Origin of the sequence: Allobosea sp. RAF48, from assembly GCF_052114025.1 — a bacterium.
Taxonomy (GTDB): Bacteria; Pseudomonadota; Alphaproteobacteria; order Rhizobiales; family Beijerinckiaceae; genus Allobosea.
The window spans coordinates 65,805-85,587 of the sequence record NZ_JBFRDZ010000008.1; the positions used below are offsets into that span (position 1 = coordinate 65,805).

18 protein-coding genes are annotated in these 19,783 nt (G+C 66.5%); 6 read left to right on the plus strand and 12 right to left on the minus strand.

Annotated elements, in window-relative coordinates; translation table 11 throughout:
* Positions 1-4: 4 nt before the first annotated feature.
* The 3 genes from prfA to otsA all read right to left on the minus strand — a co-directional run bounded on the left by prfA (position 5) and on the right by otsA (position 5,143).
* Entirely contained in the window at positions 5-1,090 is a 1,086-nt protein-coding gene (gene prfA, locus AB4Z10_RS16215; protein WP_441471409.1) for a peptide chain release factor 1, read from the minus strand.
* Positions 1,091-1,139: 49 nt separating this feature from the next.
* Positions 1,140-3,407, minus strand: a complete 2,268-nt coding sequence (gene ptsP, locus AB4Z10_RS16220) for a phosphoenolpyruvate--protein phosphotransferase (RefSeq protein ID WP_441471410.1) — start codon at positions 3,405-3,407, stop codon at positions 1,140-1,142.
* 182 nt (positions 3,408-3,589) lie between these two features.
* On the minus strand, positions 3,590-5,143 hold the full coding sequence (gene otsA, locus AB4Z10_RS16225; RefSeq protein WP_441471411.1) for an alpha,alpha-trehalose-phosphate synthase (UDP-forming): 1,554 nt from the start codon (positions 5,141-5,143) through the stop codon (positions 3,590-3,592).
* 279 nt (positions 5,144-5,422) lie between these two features.
* On the opposite strand from otsA, the gene otsB reads away from it, so the two are divergent.
* Positions 5,423-6,223, plus strand: a complete 801-nt coding sequence (gene otsB / locus AB4Z10_RS16230; protein ID WP_441471412.1) for a trehalose-phosphatase — start codon at positions 5,423-5,425, stop codon at positions 6,221-6,223.
* 10 nt (positions 6,224-6,233) lie between these two features.
* The gene (locus AB4Z10_RS16235) at positions 6,234-8,075 is read left to right on the plus strand and encodes a glycoside hydrolase family 15 protein (protein WP_441471413.1); all 1,842 of its coding nucleotides are present in this window, start codon (positions 6,234-6,236) and stop codon (positions 8,073-8,075) included.
* A 12-nt stretch (positions 8,076-8,087) separates the two neighbouring features.
* Here the strand turns inward: AB4Z10_RS16235 and AB4Z10_RS16240 are convergent, their stop codons facing one another.
* The gene (locus AB4Z10_RS16240) at positions 8,088-8,312 is read right to left on the minus strand and encodes a putative antibiotic biosynthesis monooxygenase (protein WP_441471414.1); all 225 of its coding nucleotides are present in this window, start codon (positions 8,310-8,312) and stop codon (positions 8,088-8,090) included.
* A 118-nt stretch (positions 8,313-8,430) separates the two neighbouring features.
* On the opposite strand from AB4Z10_RS16240, the gene AB4Z10_RS16245 reads away from it, so the two are divergent.
* On the plus strand, positions 8,431-9,000 hold the full coding sequence (locus AB4Z10_RS16245) for a TetR/AcrR family transcriptional regulator (protein ID WP_441471415.1): 570 nt from the start codon (positions 8,431-8,433) through the stop codon (positions 8,998-9,000).
* Between the two features lie 7 nt (positions 9,001-9,007).
* On the opposite strand, the gene AB4Z10_RS16250 is transcribed toward AB4Z10_RS16245, so the two are convergent.
* From AB4Z10_RS16250 to AB4Z10_RS16270, 5 genes are all read right to left on the minus strand, one after another.
* Positions 9,008-10,216: a M20 family metallopeptidase gene (locus AB4Z10_RS16250; protein WP_441471416.1), complete on the minus strand. Its 1,209-nt coding sequence runs from the start codon at positions 10,214-10,216 to the stop codon at positions 9,008-9,010.
* Positions 10,217-10,350: 134 nt separating this feature from the next.
* Positions 10,351-11,277 carry a cation diffusion facilitator family transporter gene (locus AB4Z10_RS16255; RefSeq protein ID WP_441471417.1) on the minus strand — a complete coding sequence of 309 codons (927 nt, stop codon included), beginning with the start codon at positions 11,275-11,277 and terminating at the stop codon, positions 10,351-10,353.
* 99 nt (positions 11,278-11,376) lie between these two features.
* Positions 11,377-11,916 (minus strand): chromate transporter, encoded by a 540-nt coding sequence (locus tag AB4Z10_RS16260; protein ID WP_441471418.1) that lies wholly within the window; start codon positions 11,914-11,916, stop codon positions 11,377-11,379.
* A complete protein-coding gene (locus tag AB4Z10_RS16265) occupies positions 11,916-12,482 on the minus strand; it encodes a chromate transporter (RefSeq protein WP_441471419.1) in 567 nt (188 codons plus the stop codon). The genes AB4Z10_RS16260 and AB4Z10_RS16265 overlap by 1 nt, the downstream gene beginning before the upstream one ends.
* A 9-nt stretch (positions 12,483-12,491) precedes the next feature.
* Positions 12,492-13,124, minus strand: a complete 633-nt coding sequence (locus tag AB4Z10_RS16270; RefSeq protein ID WP_441471420.1) for a LysE family translocator — start codon at positions 13,122-13,124, stop codon at positions 12,492-12,494.
* Positions 13,125-13,304: 180 nt separating this feature from the next.
* On the opposite strand from AB4Z10_RS16270, the gene AB4Z10_RS16275 reads away from it, so the two are divergent.
* A complete protein-coding gene (locus tag AB4Z10_RS16275; RefSeq protein WP_441471421.1) occupies positions 13,305-13,877 on the plus strand; it encodes a GNAT family acetyltransferase in 573 nt (190 codons plus the stop codon).
* A 72-nt stretch (positions 13,878-13,949) separates the two neighbouring features.
* Here the strand turns inward: AB4Z10_RS16275 and AB4Z10_RS16280 are convergent, their stop codons facing one another.
* The 3 genes from AB4Z10_RS16280 to AB4Z10_RS16290 all read right to left on the minus strand — a co-directional run bounded on the left by AB4Z10_RS16280 (position 13,950) and on the right by AB4Z10_RS16290 (position 16,703).
* Positions 13,950-14,456 (minus strand): DinB family protein, encoded by a 507-nt coding sequence (locus tag AB4Z10_RS16280; protein WP_441471422.1) that lies wholly within the window; start codon positions 14,454-14,456, stop codon positions 13,950-13,952.
* Positions 14,457-14,471: 15 nt separating this feature from the next.
* Positions 14,472-15,695, minus strand: coding sequence for an NAD(P)/FAD-dependent oxidoreductase (locus tag AB4Z10_RS16285; RefSeq protein WP_441471423.1), 1,224 nt, complete (start codon positions 15,693-15,695; stop codon positions 14,472-14,474).
* Between the two features lie 93 nt (positions 15,696-15,788).
* Entirely contained in the window at positions 15,789-16,703 is a 915-nt protein-coding gene (locus tag AB4Z10_RS16290; RefSeq protein WP_441471424.1) for a LysR family transcriptional regulator, read from the minus strand.
* A 165-nt stretch (positions 16,704-16,868) separates the two neighbouring features.
* Here AB4Z10_RS16290 and amaB point away from each other — a divergent pair, with 165 nt between their 5' ends.
* Together amaB and AB4Z10_RS16300 are read left to right on the plus strand one after the other, a co-directional pair.
* Complete coding sequence (gene amaB, locus AB4Z10_RS16295) at positions 16,869-18,389, plus strand: L-piperidine-6-carboxylate dehydrogenase (RefSeq protein WP_441471425.1); 1,521 nt, start codon at positions 16,869-16,871, stop codon at positions 18,387-18,389.
* 141 nt (positions 18,390-18,530) lie between these two features.
* Positions 18,531-19,727: an acyl-CoA dehydrogenase gene (locus AB4Z10_RS16300; protein ID WP_441471426.1), complete on the plus strand. Its 1,197-nt coding sequence runs from the start codon at positions 18,531-18,533 to the stop codon at positions 19,725-19,727.
* The last annotated feature ends 56 nt before the right edge of the window (positions 19,728-19,783 follow it).

Genomic DNA, 19,783 nt, shown 5'->3' on the forward strand with positions numbered 1-19,783 from the left:
GGGCTTACGCCGCTCCTTCTTCTGCCAGGAGCCTTGCCTGATGCTCGGCGGTCAGGGCATCGACGATCTCGTCCAGGACGAGCCCCTGCATCATCTCGTCGAGCTTATAGAGCGTCAGGTTGATACGATGGTCGGTCACCCGCCCCTGCGGGAAATTGTAGGTGCGGATACGTTCCGAGCGATCGCCCGAGCCGACCTGCGAACGCCGGTCCGCCGAGCGCTCGGCATCGATGCGCAGGCGCTCCATGTCGTAGAGCTTGGCGCGCAGCAGTTCATAGGCCCTGGCCTTGTTCTTGTGCTGAGAGCGCTCGTCCTGCACCAGCACGACGGTATTGGTCGGAATATGGGTGAGGCGCACAGCCGATTCGGTCTTGTTGACGTGCTGGCCACCTGCACCGCCCGAGCGCAGCGTATCGGTGCGGATGTCGGCATCGTTCAGCACGATGTCGACGTCGCTCGCGAGCGGCAGGGTCGCCACCGTTGCCGCCGAGGTGTGGATGCGCCCGCTCGCCTCCGTATCCGGCACACGCTGGACGCGGTGAACGCCGGATTCAAATTTGAGCCTGGCATAGACTCCGCGGCCGTTGATCTCGGCGATGGCTTCCTTGTAGCCGCCGACGGTCCCCTCGCTTTCCGAAAGCATGTCGACGCTCCAGCCCTTCTGGGCCGCATAGCGCTGATACATGCGCAGCAGATCACCGGCGAAGAGCGAGGCTTCATCGCCCCCCGTTCCCGCCCGGATTTCGATGATGACGCCGCGCTCGTCGGCGGCATCCTTCGGCAGCAGCGCGATCAGGATCTCGCGGCCGCGCAGCTCGATCTCGGCGCGGGCGGCCTCCCGCTCCTCATAGGCAAGATCGCGGAACTCCGGGTCGGTAGCAGGATCCGCGATCAGGCTCTCTGCCTCATCCAGCGAGACCTGCGCCTGGCGCCAGGAAGCGATCGCGGCAACGACCGGATCGAGCTCCGAGAGTTCCTTCGCCAATTCGACGGTCCGTGCCGGATCGCTCGCGTGGTTGATCTCGTCCATCGCGGCGGCATGACGCGCCACGATGCTGTCGAGACGGTCCTGGGGAAGCTGAAGGGACATGGGAGAACTCTGGCAAATGATGAGAGACCGGGCGCGACAATGAGCGTCGCTAGACCGGGACCTTGAATTCAGCCGCGAAAGCAGCGAGCTGCGGGCGCAGGCTGGCGGCGCCTTCCGGCGAGGCAAGCATCCAGTCCATGCGCTCGCGGAGCTTGCGAACGTCGAGCGCACGCAACATCGCCTTGACCGGGCCAACCGAGGCAGCCGACATCGAGAAGCCGCAATAGCCCAGGCCGATCAGGGCCATGGTCTCCAGCGGCTTGCCGCCCATCTCGCCGCAAACGGTCACCGGGCAGCCGGCTTCCGAGGCCGCGTCGACGATCCGGCGCAGCGCCCTCAAGGCACCGACGCCGAGCGGATCGAAACGGTCCGCCACACGCTTGTTCTCGCGGTCGGCCGCGAACAGGAATTGCATCAGGTCGTTCGTCCCGATCGAGAGGAAATCCGCCTCGCGCGAGATTTCCGGCAGCTCGAACAGGAGCGAAGGCACTTCCACCATCACGCCCACGCGCAGATCCCGCGGCGGGGCGACGCCCTGCTTCTCCAGCATCGCCTGCTCGCGGCGGATGATCATGCGGGCGCGACGGAACTCGTCCGTGGTCGCGACCATCGGCAGCATGATCTTGAGATCGCGCCCGGCCCCTGCACGCAGCATCGCGCGCAGCTGCGCCCGGAGCAGGCGCGGCTTGTCGAGCCCGATGCGGATCGCCCGCCAGCCGAGCGCAGGGTTCTCCTCCTCGACCCGCTCCATATAGGGCAACACCTTGTCGCCGCCGATATCTAGGGTGCGGAAGGTCACGGGCCGTTCGCCGGCCGCGTCCAGCACGGCCGCATAGAGCGCCTGCTGCTCGGAGGTGGTGGGCATGTGCTGCGCCACCATGAACTGCAGCTCGGTGCGGAAGAGCCCGATACCCGACGCCGCCGTCGCCTCGATGTTCGGCATGTCGACGATCAGGCCGGCATTGATCTGCAGGGTGATCGCGACACCATCCTTGGTCGCCGCCGGAAGCTCCTTCAGCTTCTCGTACTGCTTCTGCTTGCGGGCGCGCAGCCGAGCCTTGTCCTTGTAGGCGTTCTCGACGTCGGGCTGGGGGCGGATCTGCACCTCGCCGGCCTGGCCATCCACGATGATGGCGTCACCCGCCTGAATGAGCGCGGTCGCATTGGCAACCTCGCCGACTGCGGGAATGCCGAGGGCTCGCGCGACAATGGCGATGTGGCTCGTCGGACCGCCCTCCTCCAGAACGAGGCCGCGCAGATGCGCGCGCTCATAGTCGAGCAGAGCGGCCGGCCCCATGGAGCGAGCGACGAGGATCGCATTCTCGGGCAACTTCTCATGCGCGACGCCATTGGCTTTGCCGAGCAGGGTGCGCTGGAGCCGGTTGGCGAGATCGTCCAGATCGTGCAGCCGCTCCCGCAGATAGGGATCGGTCTGGCGCAGCATCTTCGCACGGGTGTCGGACTGGACGCGCTCGACAGCCGCCTCCGCGGTCAGGCCCGTGAGCACGACCTCGCGCATCCGGCGCAGCCAGCCCTGATCGTGAGCGAACATGCGGAAAGTCTCGAGCACGTCCCGGTGCTCGCCGGTATGGGCGACGTCGCCACGCTCGATCAGCTCGTCGATCGAGGCACGCATCTCGCCGATCGCAGCTTCGAGGCGACTGACCTCGGCAGCCGGGTTTTCAGCGATGAGGTTGCTGATCGCGACGCGCGGTTCGTGCAGCACGGCATGACCGAGACCGACGCCATCAGCCAAGATAACGCCGACGCCATGGATCGGGCGATCGAGACCGATGGATGCGCCGGGTGCCGCCAGCGACTTCAATCCGCCGGCCGCGATCATCTCCGCCATCAGCATGGCGGTGGTCTGGAGGCTCTCGATCTCCTCTTCGGAGTAGATGCGCGAGGCCCGGTTCTGGATGACGAGCACGCCCATCACGGCGCCGCCACGCAGGATCGGCACGCCGAGGAAGGAGCGATAGACCTCTTCGCCCGTCTCGGGCCGGTAGGAGAAGGAGGGATGCGCCTGCGCATCCGAAAGTGCCAGCGGCTCGGCCTCGCTCGCGATCAGGCCGACGAGGCCCTCCCCGGCACGCATGGTCGTGAGGTGAACCGCCTCGCGGTTGAGGCCCTCGGTGGCGTAGAGCTCGAGCGAGCCGTCCTCGCGCAGGACGTAGACGGAACAGACTTCCGCGACGAGATTGCCCGCGATCAGGACGACGAGCCGATCGAGCCGCTCCTGCGGGCTGATCGATGCGGCCATGACCTCGCGGAGGCGGCGCAACAGAACGCCCGGTCCTCCGAGAGCACCTCGCATCGATCTCAGCCCTCCGCCCGCCTCCTCAGCCATCGACGATACGATGCCTGTCCGACCCGAGTCGCCCGCCCCGGCCATGCTGCCTTCTAGCGACCAAAGACCTTATTCGGCAAGGGCTGTGAGCAGGCTGTGAAACATCCCCCCAAGATTTCGACCGTCTTCGTCGCGATTGTGACAAGGTCTCATGGCTGAACCACCGCCAAATGAGACACTGCGCGGGGCCCTTGCTTCCGCGGTGATTCTTTCGAGACCTTGCGGCTCTTCGCATCCTGCGACGGCCGCTTCGCGCTGGCGGCGGCCCGCGCGGGGCGCCGGGTCCCGGTTCTCGGTTTCATGTGCTCAGCTTCGGCGCCCGGCATGGCACCACTGCCCGCCAACGCGTCGAGATATCGCTGCGTCCACCAATCGATGTCCGTCGCGGTGATCGTGGCGTAAAGCGTCTCGAAACGGCGGATACGCTCAGCCTTGGGCATAGCGAGCGCGGTACGGATCGCATCCGCCACCTCATGGGCATCGTAGGGATTAACGATCAGGGCTTCGCGCATCTGCTGGGCAGCGCCAGCGAAGCGCGACAGGACAAGGACACCCGGATCTGCAGGATTCTGCGCCGCGACATATTCCTTGGCGACCAAATTCATCCCGTCCCGCATCGGGGTGACGAGCCCGACCTCCGCGCGGCGATAGAAGCCGGCGAGCGCACTGCGCGAGTATGCCTTTTTGACCACCCGGATCGGCGTCCAGTCGAACTCGCCGAGCTGAGCGTTCAGCCTGCCCGCAACCTCGTCGGAAAGACGGTCGAGCTCGGCATATTCGGGCACGTCGCTGCGCGAAGGCGGGGCGATCTGCAGGAGGCTCACATTGCCGCGGTGCTCGGGATGGCTGCGCAGGAACTCGCCGAAGGCTTCGAGGCGCTGCACGATGCCCTTAGAATAATCGAGCCGATCGACGCCGACGACCAGTTTGCGCTCACCGAGCGATTCCCGCGTGGCCCGCAGCGGTGTCGGCGCCTGACGCGTCGAGGCCGTGGCAAGGCGGCGGAAAGCCTCGACGTCGATGCCGATCGGGAAGGCTTGCACCTCGGTCTCGCGCGTACCGACACGCACGCGCCGCCCGTCGCTGCGGCCGCCGCACAGCGCCTCCAGCCCGCCGATCAGGTTGCGGACATCGAGCTCCGTCTGCATGCCGACCAGATCATAGGCGGCTATGGTGCGGATCAGTGTCCCGCTGAACGGCAAGGCCCCCATCACATCGGCCGAGGGCCACGGGATATGGTGGAAATAGCCGATGCGGTTGCTGACACCGCGCCGGCGCAGTTCCGCTGCCAGCGGGATCAGATGATAATCGTGAATCCAGATGACGTCGTCGGGCTGGATGAGGCTCGCCAGCGCCCGCGCGAAGCGGCGATTGACGCCGAGATAGCCCATATAGTCGCTGCGCTGGAAATCGGTCAGTCCCAGCCGGTAATGCATCAGCGGCCAGAGAGCCCGGTTCGAAAAGCCGAGATAATAGCTCTGCCGTTCGGCCTCGCTGAGGTCGGTCACGGCATAGGTCACGTTGCCGCGCTGGACCTGCCGGACGTCATGGACCGCCGCATCACTGACGCCGCCGCTCCAGCCGAACCAGAGGCCGCCATGCTGCTCGAGCGCCTCGCGCAGCGCCACCGCCAGCCCGCCCGCCGTTGCCTTTTCCTGACGATCGGGGATGGTGACGCGGTTCGAAACGACGATGAGGCGCATAGCGACGAATTTCTCCAGGACGGCCGCCCGATTTTTGCCACCGGCGGCAGGAACAGAACGCCCAGGCAGGCGTAATGTTTCCAGGGTGCAGCGCTGGCCGCATGGCGAAGCGGTGGCAGTGCTGCGGTGAAATCGTGATCGCCACTATCGGGCGAACAGTAGAATGAGACAACCCCGATGACGATTTTTCCGCGCCGATAGCGGCGTGCGGACGATGAGAAAGGATTGTCAGCGAGGACAGCCGTTCTTCTGCCGTCTTCCCTGCCCAAATAGAAAGCGATGACGACATTGATCGAACCGGAAACTGTCCCGAGCACCCGCGATATCGCTGCGGAGGCGGAGCAGATCGCGCTGTTCCTGGATTTCGACGGAACGCTGGTCGAGATCGCGCCCTCACCCGAGGATGTCCAGCTCGACCGGCGCGTCGCCCCGGCGCTGGAAAGCCTGCGCAGCCAGCTTGGCGGCGCGCTGGCCCTGGTGTCGGGACGCCCGATCGCCTTTCTCGACGAGATGCTGGCACCTTACATCTTCGACATCGCCGGTTTGCACGGCGCACAGATTCGGATGGGCGGCGAGCTCCGGTCCCAATCCGCCCCCCCCGAACACATGCGCGAGGCGGTGCGGGACCTCGTGCGCTTCGCCAACAGCCATGTCGGCATCATCGTCGAGGACAAGCGGATATCGACCGCACTGCACTGGCGGCTCGCGCCCGAACTCAAGGACGAGGCGCTGGATCTGATGCGCAAGGCGGCCGCGAAGCTCGGGCCGTCCGTGCGCCTGCAGGAGGGCAAGTCTGTCGCCGAGCTGGTGCCGGCCAACGCGAGCAAGGGCAGCGCCATCGCTATGCTGATGGCGACGCCGGCCTATGCCGGCCGCCGCCCCGTCTTCATCGGCGATGACATCACCGACGAGGACGGCTTCGAGACGGTCAACGCCATGGATGGGCTTTCGATCCGGATCGGCGCAGATCGGGAAAGCCTGGCGACGATCCGCCTCGCCTCGCCGACCGCCTTGCGGCATATCCTTCTCGCAGCCGCCGAGAATGGCGGCCTCGCCGCTTCCAGCTTCTCCCAGGACTAAGGGTCTGGCCATGACCGTAACGACCACGGCCGCGGGGCAACGCTCCGCCTCGCTCGATCTCGGCGTGATCGGCAATTGCTCGATCGCCGCGCTCATCGACCGGCGTGCCCGCATCGTCTGGGGCTGCTTCCCGCGTTTCGACCGCGATCCCGTGTTCTGCTCGCTGATCAACAACAAGGCCGATGACGGCAATGAGGAGCTCGACAAGGGCTTCTTCGCCATCGAGCTCGTCGGCATGACGCGCTGCGAGCAAGGCTATCTCGACAATACCGCCATCCTCTCCTCCGTGCTGTCGGACGATCAGGGCAACGCCATCGAGATCCTCGATTTCGCGCCACGCTTCGTGCGCTACGAGCGCTTCTTCCGGCCGCCGCAGCTCGTACGCCGCGTGCGCCGCATCTCGGGCAGGCCGCGTATCCGCGTCCTCGTCAAGCCCTGCCTCGGCATCGGAGAAGAGCCCGACGAGATCACGCGCGGCTCGAACCATGTGCGCTTCGTCGGCGCCGACCAGACGATCAGGCTGACCACGAACGCACCGATCTCCTATATCGTCGACGGCGTTCCCTTCGCCGTCGACCAGACCTACTCATTCTTCATCGGCACGGATGAGGCACTGCGCGCCGAGATCGAGACGACCTCCCGCGAGTTTCTCGACAAGACCACCGATTTCTGGCGCGACTGGGTGCGCTCCCTGTCGATCCCGTTCGAGTACCAGCGGGAGGTGATCCGCGCGGCGATCACGCTCAAGCTCTGCTCCTTCGAGGAAACCGGCGCGATCGTCGCGGCGCTGACAACCTCAATTCCGGAGGCGCCGGGCACCCAGCGCAACTGGGACTACCGCTATTGCTGGCTGCGCGACGCCTATTTCGTCGTCCATGCGCTCAACCGGCTCGGCACGACGCGGACGATGGAGGACTATCTCGGCTTCATCACCAACATCGTCGACACCTTCTCGGAAAGCGGCGCCGAGCACCTGCCGCCGCTCTATCCGATCACGCGCGGCGGCACGCTGATCGAATTCGAGGCCACGAACCTTTCAGGCTATCGCGGGCATCAGCCCGTGCGCTTCGGCAACGGCGCGGCGGTGCAGATCCAGAACGATGGCTATGGCGCGGTCGTGCTGGCGGCGACGCATTCCTTCTTCGACCGTCGACTGATCCAGCCCGGCAAGGATACGCTGTTCAGCCAGCTCGAGCGCATGGGCGAGCTGGCGATCTCGGTGTTCGACAAGCCCGACGCCGGCCCCTGGGAGTTGCGGGAGAAGGAAGCCGTGCACTCCTTCTCCAGCGTGATGTGCTGGGCGGCCTGCGACCGGCTCGCTCGCATCGCCGGCACGCTCGGGCGAGCAGATCGCAAGGAATATTGGAAGGGCGAGGCGAAGCGGCTCAAGACGACCATCACCGAGCGCATCTGGAACGGCGAGAAGGGCCATTTTGTCTCGACCTTCAACGGCCAGGATCTCGACGCGACGCTGCTGCTCCTCGCCGAGATCGGCTTCGTCACGCCGGATGACGCCCGCTTCATTGCCACCGTCGAGGCGATCGGCCGCGACCTGAGGCGCGGCGACCTGCTGYTGCGCTACGCGACGCAGGACGATTTCGGCTACATGCACACCGGCTTCCTGATCTGTGCCTTCTGGTATGTCGACGCGCTGAACACGATCGGGCGCAGCGAGGAGGCCAAGGAGCTGTTCGAGCGCATCCTGAAGCGGCGCAACAGCTTCGGCCTGCTTTCGGAGGATGCCGATCTCGAAACCGGCGAGCTCTGGGGCAATTTCCCGCAGACCTATTCGATGGTCGGGCTGATCAACTGCGCGATGCGCCTCAGCCGCGACTGGGAAGAGGCGTTCTGAGCGCGCCGCGCATCAGCGGGGCGAACCGAAACGGAACGCGATCGGGATCACCCCGTAGACCATCGCCAGCACCATCGGCGGCACGGCCAGGGCCGTGACGCCGAGCGTCGGCCATCCCTGCGTCAGCGGCGCGAGGAAAGCCAGCAGGAGATTGATGGCGCCATAGGCACCGACAGTCGCAACCGCCAGGAAGCCCAGGCGTGCCGCAAGGCGCGAGAGGGAAGAAGGCGTGCCCATGTGATGGCCTTATTCATAACGAAACGGACCGTTTCGATTGGTTGAACTAAACGGTCCGTTTCGTTATGTCAATGCGAGACCGCGAAGCGACAGGGACGGGAATGCAATGGAACCGCGCATGAAGCGCCGCGCCTCAATCGGCGCGCGGCGCAGCCCCGAGACGGAGGCGGCCGTGAAGGCGGCGGCGCGGGATCTGCTGGCGGAGAAGGGCTATGCCGGCTTCTCGATCGAGGAGGTCGCCCGCCGTGCCGGTGCCGGCAAGCCGACGATCTACCGCTGGTGGCCGAACAAGGCCGATCTGTTCATTGACGTCTACGGCGCGGAAAAGGACGCCGCGATCCCCGTGCCGGACGAGGGCTCATTGCGCGCCGACCTTCTGCGCTACACCAGAGACCTCTGGCGGTTCTGGCGCGAGGATACGGCGGGGCGCGTCTTCCGGGGATTGATCGCCGAGGCTCAGAGCAGCGAAAGCGCGCTCGCCGCGCTGCGCTTCAAGTTCATGCCGGAGAGGCTGGCGGCGCCACGGCAGATGTTCATGCGCGCCGCCGAGCGCGGCGAGTTCGCAGCCGGGGAGATCGACGACCGGCTCGAGCTCTGGGTCGGCTTCAACTGGCTGCATGTGCTGACCGACCGGCTGAGCGAGGACGAGCCCTCGCTCAGCCGCAAGATCGATCTGCTCTGCCGCTGAACCGCTCTCAGCCGACCTTCGCGGCGGCACGCATCACGGCAAGCGCCAGCACCTGCGCCGCCGGCACGAGGCTCTCGACCTCGAGGAACTCGTCCGGCGTATGCGCCATGCCACCGATCGGGCCGACGCTGCACAGCGTCGGCGTGCCCTGCGCGGCGGTGAAGCCGGAATCGGCGCAGCCGCCGGTGAACTCCGCCGTCACGCCGATGCCGAAGGCTGCCGCCGCCTCGCGATAGGTGTCGTACAACGCCGCCGATTCCGGCGAGCGCTCGAGCGGCAGGAACTCGCCCTTGATGGAGAGCACGGCGCTGGTGCCCTGCACTTCCGGCACCTCGACGATCGCCTTGATCCTGCCGACCATCTCGTCGCGCTGGGCGGCGGTGACATAGCGCAGGTCGATCTCGCACCAGGCACTCGGGGCGATGGTGTTGACCGTCTGGCCGCCGCCGATCAGCCCGACATTGACGGTGATGCCCTTCTCCAGATCGGTGAGACCCTGCAGCTTGGGGATCTTGTGGCCGAGATCGACGATGGCCGAGGCGCCCTTCTCGTAATTGGCGCCGGAATGGGCCGGTTTGCCGGTGAATTCGGCCCGCATGAAAACGCCGCCCTTGCGCCCGCTGGTGACCGACTGCTTGTGATCCCTGGCGAAATCGGTCCCGCCCGGCAGGCGGCTGGGCTCGGCATTGAAGACGCAGCGCGACTCACGCGCCGCCTCCTCGATCACCGGCCGGGAGGACGGCGAGCCGATCTCCTCGTCGCTGGTCGTGAGCATCAGCAACGGCGAGGCCAAGCCGCCGCATTCGGAGAAAGCCGCGGCGACGAAGGCCGAGATCACGATGCCGCCCTTCATGTCGGCGACGCCCGGCCCATAGGCGCGCGAGCCCTTGACCGTGAAAGGCCGCCGCGTGGGTTCGCCCTGCGGGAAGACGGTATCGCGATGGCCGAGCAGCAGCACGGGACGCTGGTCGTTGGCCGTCGGATTGCGCAGGCGCGCCTTGACCGCATCGCCGAAGCGGGTGTCGGGCACGATTTCGACATCGAGCCCGTTCGCCTTGTGGAAGCGCGCCACGACCTCCCCTGCCCGGTCGACGCCGGCCTTGTCGTAGGAGCCCGAGTCGGTGTCGACCAGTTCGCGGAGCAGCGCGACCATGCCCTCCTTGCGGCTCGCCAGCCACTCGGTGACCTTCTGTTCCTCGGGGGTCAAAGCGCTCATCGGCTCACTCGCATTCGTTCCGGATGGGACAATGCCGGGCAGCTTATAGGCTGGGCCTTTCGCGGCAACGGGAAACGGCGGCGGAGACCCCATTCACCGTGCGCATACCAGTCGGAGCGGCGCCGAGGCCGGGCTCAATCGGCCCATTCGGGATCCGTGGTGAAAACGATGGTGAGCCAGCGGTCGGGCGTATCGTCGCCGATCGCCTCGCCGATCTCGTCGCGAATGCGATCCCATTCCTCCAGCTTCTTCGCCGGCTCGTCCTTGGGCACGATGAAATATAGCTCGATCTGTCGTCCGCGGCCGACCCGCGCGACATAGGAGCGGTAGGTAGCAAAGCCGTAGCGACGGACGATGTCTTCCGCGACGTTGTCGGCATGGCGCTTCAGATCGGCAGGCGTCACGAGCAGGATGTCGGCCAGGGCCTGCTTGATCGTGCCGATCGGCATGGGGATCACGACGATGCAGACCAGCGCGAGCGCGACCGGATCGACATAGGGCAGCATCCAGGCGAACCGCGTCCCCTGGATCGCGTAACCGAAGACGAAGGCGACGAGCAGGGCACCGCTGAGGCCGCCCGACATCGCCCAGGCCTTGGCATCCAGCGCGACGAAGTTCGAATGGAGATCCCGGTTGGCCTGCTTGCCGTAGACCGCCATAGCGAAGGCGATCAGCATCGTCAGGACCGCATAGACAATCGCATAATCGAAGGCGAGGTGCCGGCCGCCGGCCATGATGCTGCCGATCGCGTTGATCAGCGCATAGACCGCGGCTCCGGTCAGAAGGACGCCGTTGAGCCCGAGGACCATGGGCTCCAGATGCCAGAAACCCATGGTGAAGTGCTTGACCAACCTGCCGCTGACGGCGCCTTCCGCGGTCGAGGACGTGATCAGATTCGCTACCAGCAGCGCGACGATCGTCATCGCCGCATCCGTCAAAGCGTAGACGCCATCGAAGACGATCGCGAAGGAGCCGGAGAGAAGGCCGAAGACGATGCCCGCTGCGGCGAGCAGGAAGGTGACGGCGATCGAGAGACGCAGGACGCTTTGCTCGGTCTGCACGAAAGGCCCCCTCGACCGCGGCCGGCGGCCGATCCTACACATCCGACGGGCGGAGCGCCAATTCGCGAAGGGTCCGCCCGGCTCGGGCCACCGGAGCGGTCAGACGAGGCCCGCGTACCAACCCGCGACATAGATGACCGTCCCGGCAGCCATYGGCACCAGCGGATTCAGCTTGGAGCGATAGGTCACCAAGGTGGTCGCCGCCGTGATCGCGAAGCCGAAAAGGCCGGCATCGGCTGCGAGCGTCGCGACGGCCCCGCTCGCGAGCATCAGGCCGAGCGCGATCGGCACCAGAGCGAGCGTCACAATCCGAACAATGCGGTTGTCGCTATAGCGCTGCAGTCCGCGGTTGCAGGCGAGCGCGAGCAGCGAGGACGGCAGCAGCATCGCCACCGTGGCGACCAGCAGACCGCTTATCCCGGCGACATGCCAGCCGACGATGCTGCCGAGCATGATATTGGGGCCGGGCGCCGTCTGCGCGATGGCGAAGAGCCGCGCGAAGGTCGGCGCATCCATCCAGCCGAGGATCTCGACGACCTGGCGGTGGATTTCCGGCACCACGGCATTGGCGCCGCCGATCGCCATCAGGGAGATCGTGCCGAAGGTGATGACCAGCTGGCCGAAGATGCCGCGCTCCATCAGACCCGCCGCGCGCCCAGAGAGGCAGCTGCCAGTCCAAGGGGGACGAGCACCAGCAGAGTCGGCAGCATCGGCAGCCGCAGAAGCCCGACCGCGATAAAGGCGGCGGCCGCCATCACCCAGGCCCAGCGGGCGAGGCCGGCTTTCGTGAGCAGCCGTGCGGCCGTGCCGAGGATCAGCCCGGCAGCGCTGGCGGCAGCGCCGGTCAGCGCGACCCGCGCCAGCGGATGATCGGAAACAGCGCCGTAGATGTTAGCGATTGCCACGAGCGAAAGCAGCGGCATCGCCATCAGAGCGAAGACGCAGGTCAAAGCGCCGGCCGCGCCGCGAAAGCGGTCGCCCAGCATAACGGCGGCGTTGACGGTGTTCGCGCCGGGCAATGCCTGGCAGATGCCCATCATCTCGGCATAGCCGCGATCGTCGAGCCAGCTGCGCTCGGCGACGATGATATGGCGCGCCACCGGTCCGACCCCGCCGAACCCCATCATCCCGATCTTGAGAAAGCCAGTGAAAAGGTTCGGCAGGCTCGGCCGGGGAGCGTCCGTCGCGGGTTCGAGAGCTGACATCGGGGACGGCTAGCGCCGCGCTTCCATAGCCATGCGCAGGGCGAAGCCGGCGAGCACGGTGCCCATCAGCCAGCGCTGCACCAGCGACCAGAACGGGCGCGTCTTCAGGAACAGCGCGATGCTGCCGGCAGCCGTCGCGATCAGGGCGTTGACGCTGCCGCTGATCGCGATCTGGATGAAGCCGAGCACGACCGACTGGGCCAGCACGTCGCCGGCGGCCGGGTCGATGAACTGCGGCAGCAGCGCAAGATAGAACATCGCGATCTTGGGATTGAGCAGGCTCGTCAGGAAGCCCATGGCGAAGAGCTTGCGCGGCCCGTCATGCGGCAGGTCACGGACATGGAAGGGCGAGCGTCCGCCAGGGCGCACCGCCTGCCAGGCGAGCCAGATCAGATAGGCCGCACCGCCCAGCCGCAGCGCGTCATAGGCATAGGGAACGGCGAAGAGCAGCGCCGTGATGCCGAAGGCGGCGCAGAACATGTAGACGAAGAAGCCGAGGATCACGCCGCCGAGCGAGATCAGGCCCGCGCCCCTGCCCTGCGCGATCGAGCGCGAGATCAGGTAGATCATGTTTGGGCCGGGCGTCAGCACCATGCCGAGCGCGATCAGGGCGAAGGTGATGAGGGTCGTCGTCTCGGGCATCGGCAAGCGCTCCGGCGGAACTTCGCGCTTGGAGCATGGAACGCGATAGCCGGCAATCGGCTCCGCCGCAGGAGCCGCCATGCATGCTGTCGATACATCGAGACAAGCGCCGCGGGGCGCCGTGACGGAACCCGCCGGTATGCGGGCGGTTGTCGCCAGCAATCGGATCGGGGGGAAGATATGACGCTGTTCAGCCGGCTGCTCTACACCATCATCGCCTTCGCGCTGCTGGGAGCCTCGATCATCCTGATCGGCGTCGCGGTCTGGCGCACTTCGCACGGTTTCTGGACCGGCGACGGCGCGCTCGACACGATGCTCGACGCGATTGGACTCGTCATCATCGCAGTCGCCGTGGCCGATGTCGGGAAGTTCCTGTTCGAGGAGGAGGTCATCGCCGATCGCGAGATGCGCCGGCCGGCCGAGGCGCGGGGATCGCTGACCAAGTTCATGTCGATCATGATCGTGGCGCTCTCGCTGGAATCGCTGGTGCTGATCGCCAAGACCTCGCGCGAGACGATGGGGGACGTCATCTATCCCGGCCTGTTGATGCTGCTCGCCGTGCTGGCGCTGGTCGGGCTGGGCCTGTTTCAGAAGCTCAGCCAGAATGCGACGGCGACGGTGCCGCCGGATCGCGATGAGGGTGAGGAAGGGGAGAGCTTTGAAACGAAGTCTTCGACACCAAGCTCCAAACGCGGGTCATCCCGGCCGAAGCGAAGCGCAGAGCCGGGATCCATGCCAGAGCCTATCCGATAAAGCGCTCAGGCATGGATCCCGGGTCTCCCTACGGTCGCCCGGGATGACCGCACTTGAATTGCCGGGCGCCCCTCACCGCACCTCGTCGACGAGGAAGAGGTCGGTATCATCCGGCTTTGCTCCCGCCGCCGTGAGCATGGCGTGGATCTGGCCGCGATGATGAGTCTGGTGGTTGAAGAAATGCGCGATCACGAAGCCCCGCTGCCTGCTCATCTCACGGCCGGCAGCGCCGGAATACCAGATCAGCGTGCCGCGCAGCCAATCGGCCTCGACGCTCTCCGCCCAGTCGAGAATGGCCTGGTCACGCTGGCGGCGGCGCGCGCAGAACTGCGCCCAGCCCTCGAAATAGACAGCAGAATCACGACCGCCGACGGACGGCTTCTCGCTGCCGATCAGGCGACTGAGCCAGACCTCGTCGGCCCAGAGGATGTGGTTGAAGGTGCCATGGATCGACTTGAAGAAGGCGCCGCAGTCGAGCTTGCGGGCCTCGTCGCTCAGCCCGTCGGCCGCCTCCATCAGGCTGCGGTTCTGCCAGGCATTGTAGCGCGCCATGGTCCGGACGAAAGCGGGATCGACCATGGCGGCGCCTCCTCGTCAGATGACGTTGGCCTCCTTGAGCGGCCTGCCCGCAACGATGCGCTCGTGGCCGAGATCGGCAAGGTCGAGCGAGCGATAGCCGCCATGCGCAATATGCTCGGCAAGTCCGCGCCCAACCGCCGGCGACTGCTGCAGGCCATGGCCGGAGAAGCCGTTGGCGAGATAGAGGTTGGGCAAGCCAACCGCAGGGCCGACGATGGCGTTGTGGTCCAGGCCGCACATGTCATAGGGCCCGGCCCAGGCGCGTCCGGGCTTGATCTGCTCGAAGGCCGGGATGCGGTTGGCGAGGGAGGGCCAGACCACCTCCTCGAAGAAGCCCCAGTCGACATCCTCGGCGGAGGGATCGGCCTCGATCCATTCCACGTCCTGCTCGGGCGTCAGAGGCGAGCAGCTGCCGATGAAGAGCTGGCCTTCCGCGGTGCGCTTGCCCTCCTGCCGGCACCAGGCGCCGGTGGTGTCGATCAACAGCGGGCAGCCGTCGACATCGCCCTTGCAGGTGAAGGTGAAGACATAGCGCTTCATCGACTTCACCGGGATGGAAATGCCCGCAGTAGCGGCGAGCTTCGCGCCATGGGTACCGCTGGCGTTGACTACGGCGCCGCAGGCGATGCGGCTGCCGTCTGCAAGCTCGACCGCAGTAACCCGGCCGCCCTCCGTGACGTAGCTGGCGATCTCGCCCTGCCTGTACTCGACGCCGAGGCTGCGCGCCTTCTTGCGGAAGGCCTGGAGCAGCGCCCAGCCGTCGAACCAGCCCTCGCCGCTGACGCCAAAGGTGCCGCAGGCGAGATCCTCGACATTGAGCCAGGGGAAGCGCTGCTTCAGCGCGGCGGGATCGTAGAGGGCGATGTCGGCACCCTCGGCCGCCTGCAGCTTCTGGTTGGCGTGAAGGACGGGCGCCCCTGCCTCGCTCGCGAGATAGAGATAGCCGCCCTCATGCAGGTCGATCGCCGGGACCTCGCCGTCGACGGCGAGGTGCTGGCCGATATTGCGCAGGAAATCGATGCCGAAGAGCGAGATGCGGATGTTCACCGCGCTGGAGAACTGCTGGCGGATCGAGGCGGCCGAGAGCGCAGAGGCGGAGAAGCGATAGGTCGGGTCCTTCTCGAGCACCACGACCTTGCCGGTGAAGCCGGGATCGGCGGCGAGATGATAGGCGACGGAGGAACCGATCGCGGCTCCACCGCAGATCACGACATCGGCGCTTTCGGAGACGGGCGGCATGGCAGGCCTCGCGCGGCCGGCTTCGGGCGGGAAGCCGGGTTGGTGAATTTCGCGCATGAATGACTGAGCACGCCGCGCTTGTCGAGAGGCGCCTCAACTCGTCGGCGCACATTCTCCGAGCAGCCAGTCTCGGAAGGCGACGACCGTCGGCAGATTGGCCTTCTCCTCGGGATAGACGAGGTAATAGCCGTCCTTGCCCGTCACCGGCCTGTCGATAGGGATGACGAGCGAGCCCGAACGCAACTCCTCCTCGACCAGAAAGCGTGGCACGATGGCGAGCCCGAGCCCCGCCACCGCCGCCTGTGCGATCATGGCGAACTGCTCGAAGCGCGGCCCCATCAGCGCGCGTTCAGGCGCCAGCCCCTGTTGTTCCAGCCAGTTGGCCCAGGCGCGCGGACGCGTCGATTGCTGGAGCAGCGGCACGCGCAGCATGTCGGCCGGGGCGGCGATACCGGCGCGCACAAGCAGGGACGGCGCGGCGACGGGCACAACCTCCTCGCCCATCAGCCGGTGCAGCCGCGCGCCCGGCCAGCTCTCGGCCCCGAAATGCACGGCAGCATCGACCTGCTCGCGGGCGAAATCGAACGGCACCAGCCGCGTGGTGAAGTTGATGGTGATGCCGGGATGCGCCTCGATGAAGCGCGGCAGGCGCGGGATCAGCCAGCGCGTGCCGAAGGTCGGCAGCGTCGCGAGGTTCAACACCCCTGCTGCCCCGCGAAAGGCCATGGCCGAGACGGTCGCGGCGGCAAGCCGCGAGAGTCCGTCCCGTATCTCGGCGGCATAGGCGGCGCCGGCCGCGGTCAGACTCACCCGCTTCTTGACGCGCTCGAACAGGCTGACGCCGAGCACCTTCTCCAGATGCGCGACCTGGCGGCTGACCGCGCCCTGCGTCAGGTTGAGCTCCTCTGCCGCACGGGTGAAGCTGCCATGCCGGGCCGCCGCCTCGAAGGCGGCGAGCGCGGAGAGCGAGGGCACCGAGAGGCGGCCGGGAACGAGCGCGTCATCCATGAGAATTTCTCACCAAGTGGTGAGAACATATCGGTTGCTGCCCCCCTATGAAAGAGGGCATTCTCCCGGCCCAAAGCGCGGCGGCTCCGGTTTCCGCGCCATTGCTTCATGCGCCTCGGGGTTATCAGCCCTTTGGCGTCCGCCCGCGACCGCTGGAAGACAACGATGGCCACACCTCTGCCGAAAGACACGCTCGCCCTGCTCAAGCGCCTCGGGGTTTCCGAGGCAGCCTATGCCGATGCCGGCCTGTCGGCGCGCTCGCCGATCACCGGCGAGACCGTCGTGACCCTGCGCGAGACGAACCCTGCCGAGGCCGAGGCCGCGATCGGCCGGGCGCAGTCCGCCTACCTCGCCTGGCGCAAGGTGCCGGCGCCGCGGCGCGGCGAGTTCGTTCGCCTGCTCGGCGAGGAACTGCGCGCCGCCAAGACCGATCTCGGTCTGCTGGTGACGCTCGAAGCCGGCAAGGTCGTCTCCGAGGGCCTCGGCGAGGTTCAGGAGATGATCGACATCTGTGATTTCGCTGTCGGTCTGTCGCGCCAGCTCTACGGCCTGACCATCGCCACCGAGCGCCCGAACCATCGCATGATGGAGACCTRGCATCCGATCGGCGTCGTCGGCGTGATCTCGGCCTTCAACTTCCCGGTCGCGGTCTGGTGCTGGAACGCGGCGCTCGCCTTCGTCTGCGGCGACAGCGTCGTCTGGAAGCCCTCCGAGAAGACCCCGCTGACCGCGCTCGCCGTGCAGGCCATCGTCGAGAAGACCATGAAGCGCTTCGGCCCCGAGGCTCCGGTCGGCCTTTCCGAGGTGCTGATCGGCGCTCGCGAGATCGGCGACATCCTGGTTTCCGACCACCGCGTCCCTGTCGTCTCGGCCACCGGCTCGACCCGCATGGGCAAGGAAGTCGGCCAGAAGCTGGCGTCGCGCTTCGCCCGTGCGATCCTCGAGCTCGGCGGCAACAACGCCGCGATCGTCGCTCCCTCCGCCGATCTCGACATCGCGCTGCGCGGCATCGCTTTCGCCGCGATGGGCACCGCCGGCCAGCGCTGCACCACGCTGCGCCGCCTGATCGTGCATGAAAGCGTCTATGACGCGCTCGTGCCGAAGCTCGCCAAGGTCTACGGCTCGGTGAAGATCGGCGATCCGCGCGAGGCCGGCGTGCTGGTCGGCCCGCTGGTCGACGAGGCCGCCTATCAGGGGATGCAGAAGGCGCTCTCCGAGGCCAAGGCCGAAGGCGGCAAGGTCCATGGCGGCGAGAAGGTCGATGTCGGCGCGGGCGGCTTCTACGTCCGTCCGGCGCTGGTCGAGATGCCCAAGCAGTGCGGCCCGGTCGAGCGCGAGACCTTCGCCCCGATCCTCTATGTGATGAAGTACAACTCCATCGACGAGGCGATCGCGATCCAGAACGCCGTCGGCGCCGGCCTGTCCTCCTCGATCTTCACGCTGAACATGCGCGAGGCCGAGCTCTTCGTCTCGGACGAGGGTTCGGACTGCGGCATCGCCAACGTCAATATCGGCCCCTCGGGCGCCGAGATCGGCGGGGCCTTCGGCGGCGAGAAGGAGACGGGCGGCGGTCGCGAGGCCGGCTCCGACGCCTGGAAGGCTTATATGCGCCGCGCCACCAACACGCTGAACTACGGCACCACGCTGCCGTTGGCGCAGGGCGTCAGCTTCGACGTGGATGCGTGACGGATTGAGCTGAACAGCACCCGTCATTGCGAGCGAAGCGAAGCAATCCAGGAGCGGCAGCGCTCTACGTCCCCCTGGATTGCTTCGTCGCTCCGCTCCTCGCAATGACGGTAAGTGGAAACAGGACGGGAGACGAAGAACATGGCCGGCAGCCACAAGCTCGCGAAGTTCACCTGGGACGACGCCTATCTGCTCGACGAGCAGCTCACGGAAGACGAGCGGCTGATCCGCGACACGGCCCGCGCCTATGCGCAGGAGAAGCTCGCTCCCCGCATCCATGACGCCTATCTCGACGAGAAGACCGATCGCTCGATCTTCAACGAAATGGGCGAGCTCGGCCTGCTCGGCGTCACCGTCCCCGAGGAATATGGCTGCGCCGGCGCGAACTACGTCTCCTACGGGCTGGTCGCCCGCGAGGTCGAGCGCGTCGATTCCGGCTACCGCTCAATGATGTCGGTGCAGTCCTCGCTCGTGATGTATCCCATCTATGCCTATGGCAGCGAGGAGCAGCGCAAGAAGTACCTGCCGAAGCTCGCCAGCGGCGAGTGGGTCGGCTGCTTCGGCCTGACCGAGCCGGATGCCGGCTCCGACCCAGGCGGCATGAAGACCCGCGCCGAGAAGGTCGCCGACGGCTACAAGCTGACGGGATCGAAGATGTGGATCTCGAACTCGCCGATCGCCGACGTCTTCGTCGTCTGGGCGAAATCATCAGCGCATGACAACCAGATCCGCGGGTTCATCCTCGACAAGGGCATGAAGGGCCTCTCCGCGCCGAAGATCGGCGGCAAGCTTTCGCTGCGCGCCTCGATCACCGGCGAAGTCGTCATGGACGGCGTCATCGTGCCGGAAGAGAACCTGCTGCCGAACGTCTCGGGCCTGTCGGGTCCGTTCGGCTGCCTGAACCGCGCGCGCTACGGCATCTCCTGGGGCGTGATGGGCGCCGCCGAGGATTGCTTCCACCGCGCCCGCCAGTATGGGCTCGACCGCAAGCAGTTCAACAAGCCGCTCGCCCAGACCCAGCTTTATCAGAAGAAGCTCGCGGACATGCTGACCGAGATCACACTCGGCCTGCAGGGTTCATTGCGCGTCGGGCGCCTGCTCGACGAGGGCAAGATGGCCCCGGAGATGATCTCGCTGGTCAAGCGCAACAACTGCGGCAAGGCGCTCGACATCGCCCGCCAGGCTCGCGACATGCACGGCGGCAACGGCATCCAGATCGAGTATCAGGTGATGCGCCATGCGGCGAACCTCGAGACGGTGAACACCTATGAGGGCACGCATGACGTCCACGCGCTGATCCTCGGCCGGGCGATTACCGGCCTGCAGGCGTTCTTCTGAGCGCAATCAGGCGTCATGCCCGGGCTTGACCCGGGCATCTCGTCCCACGCGAACCT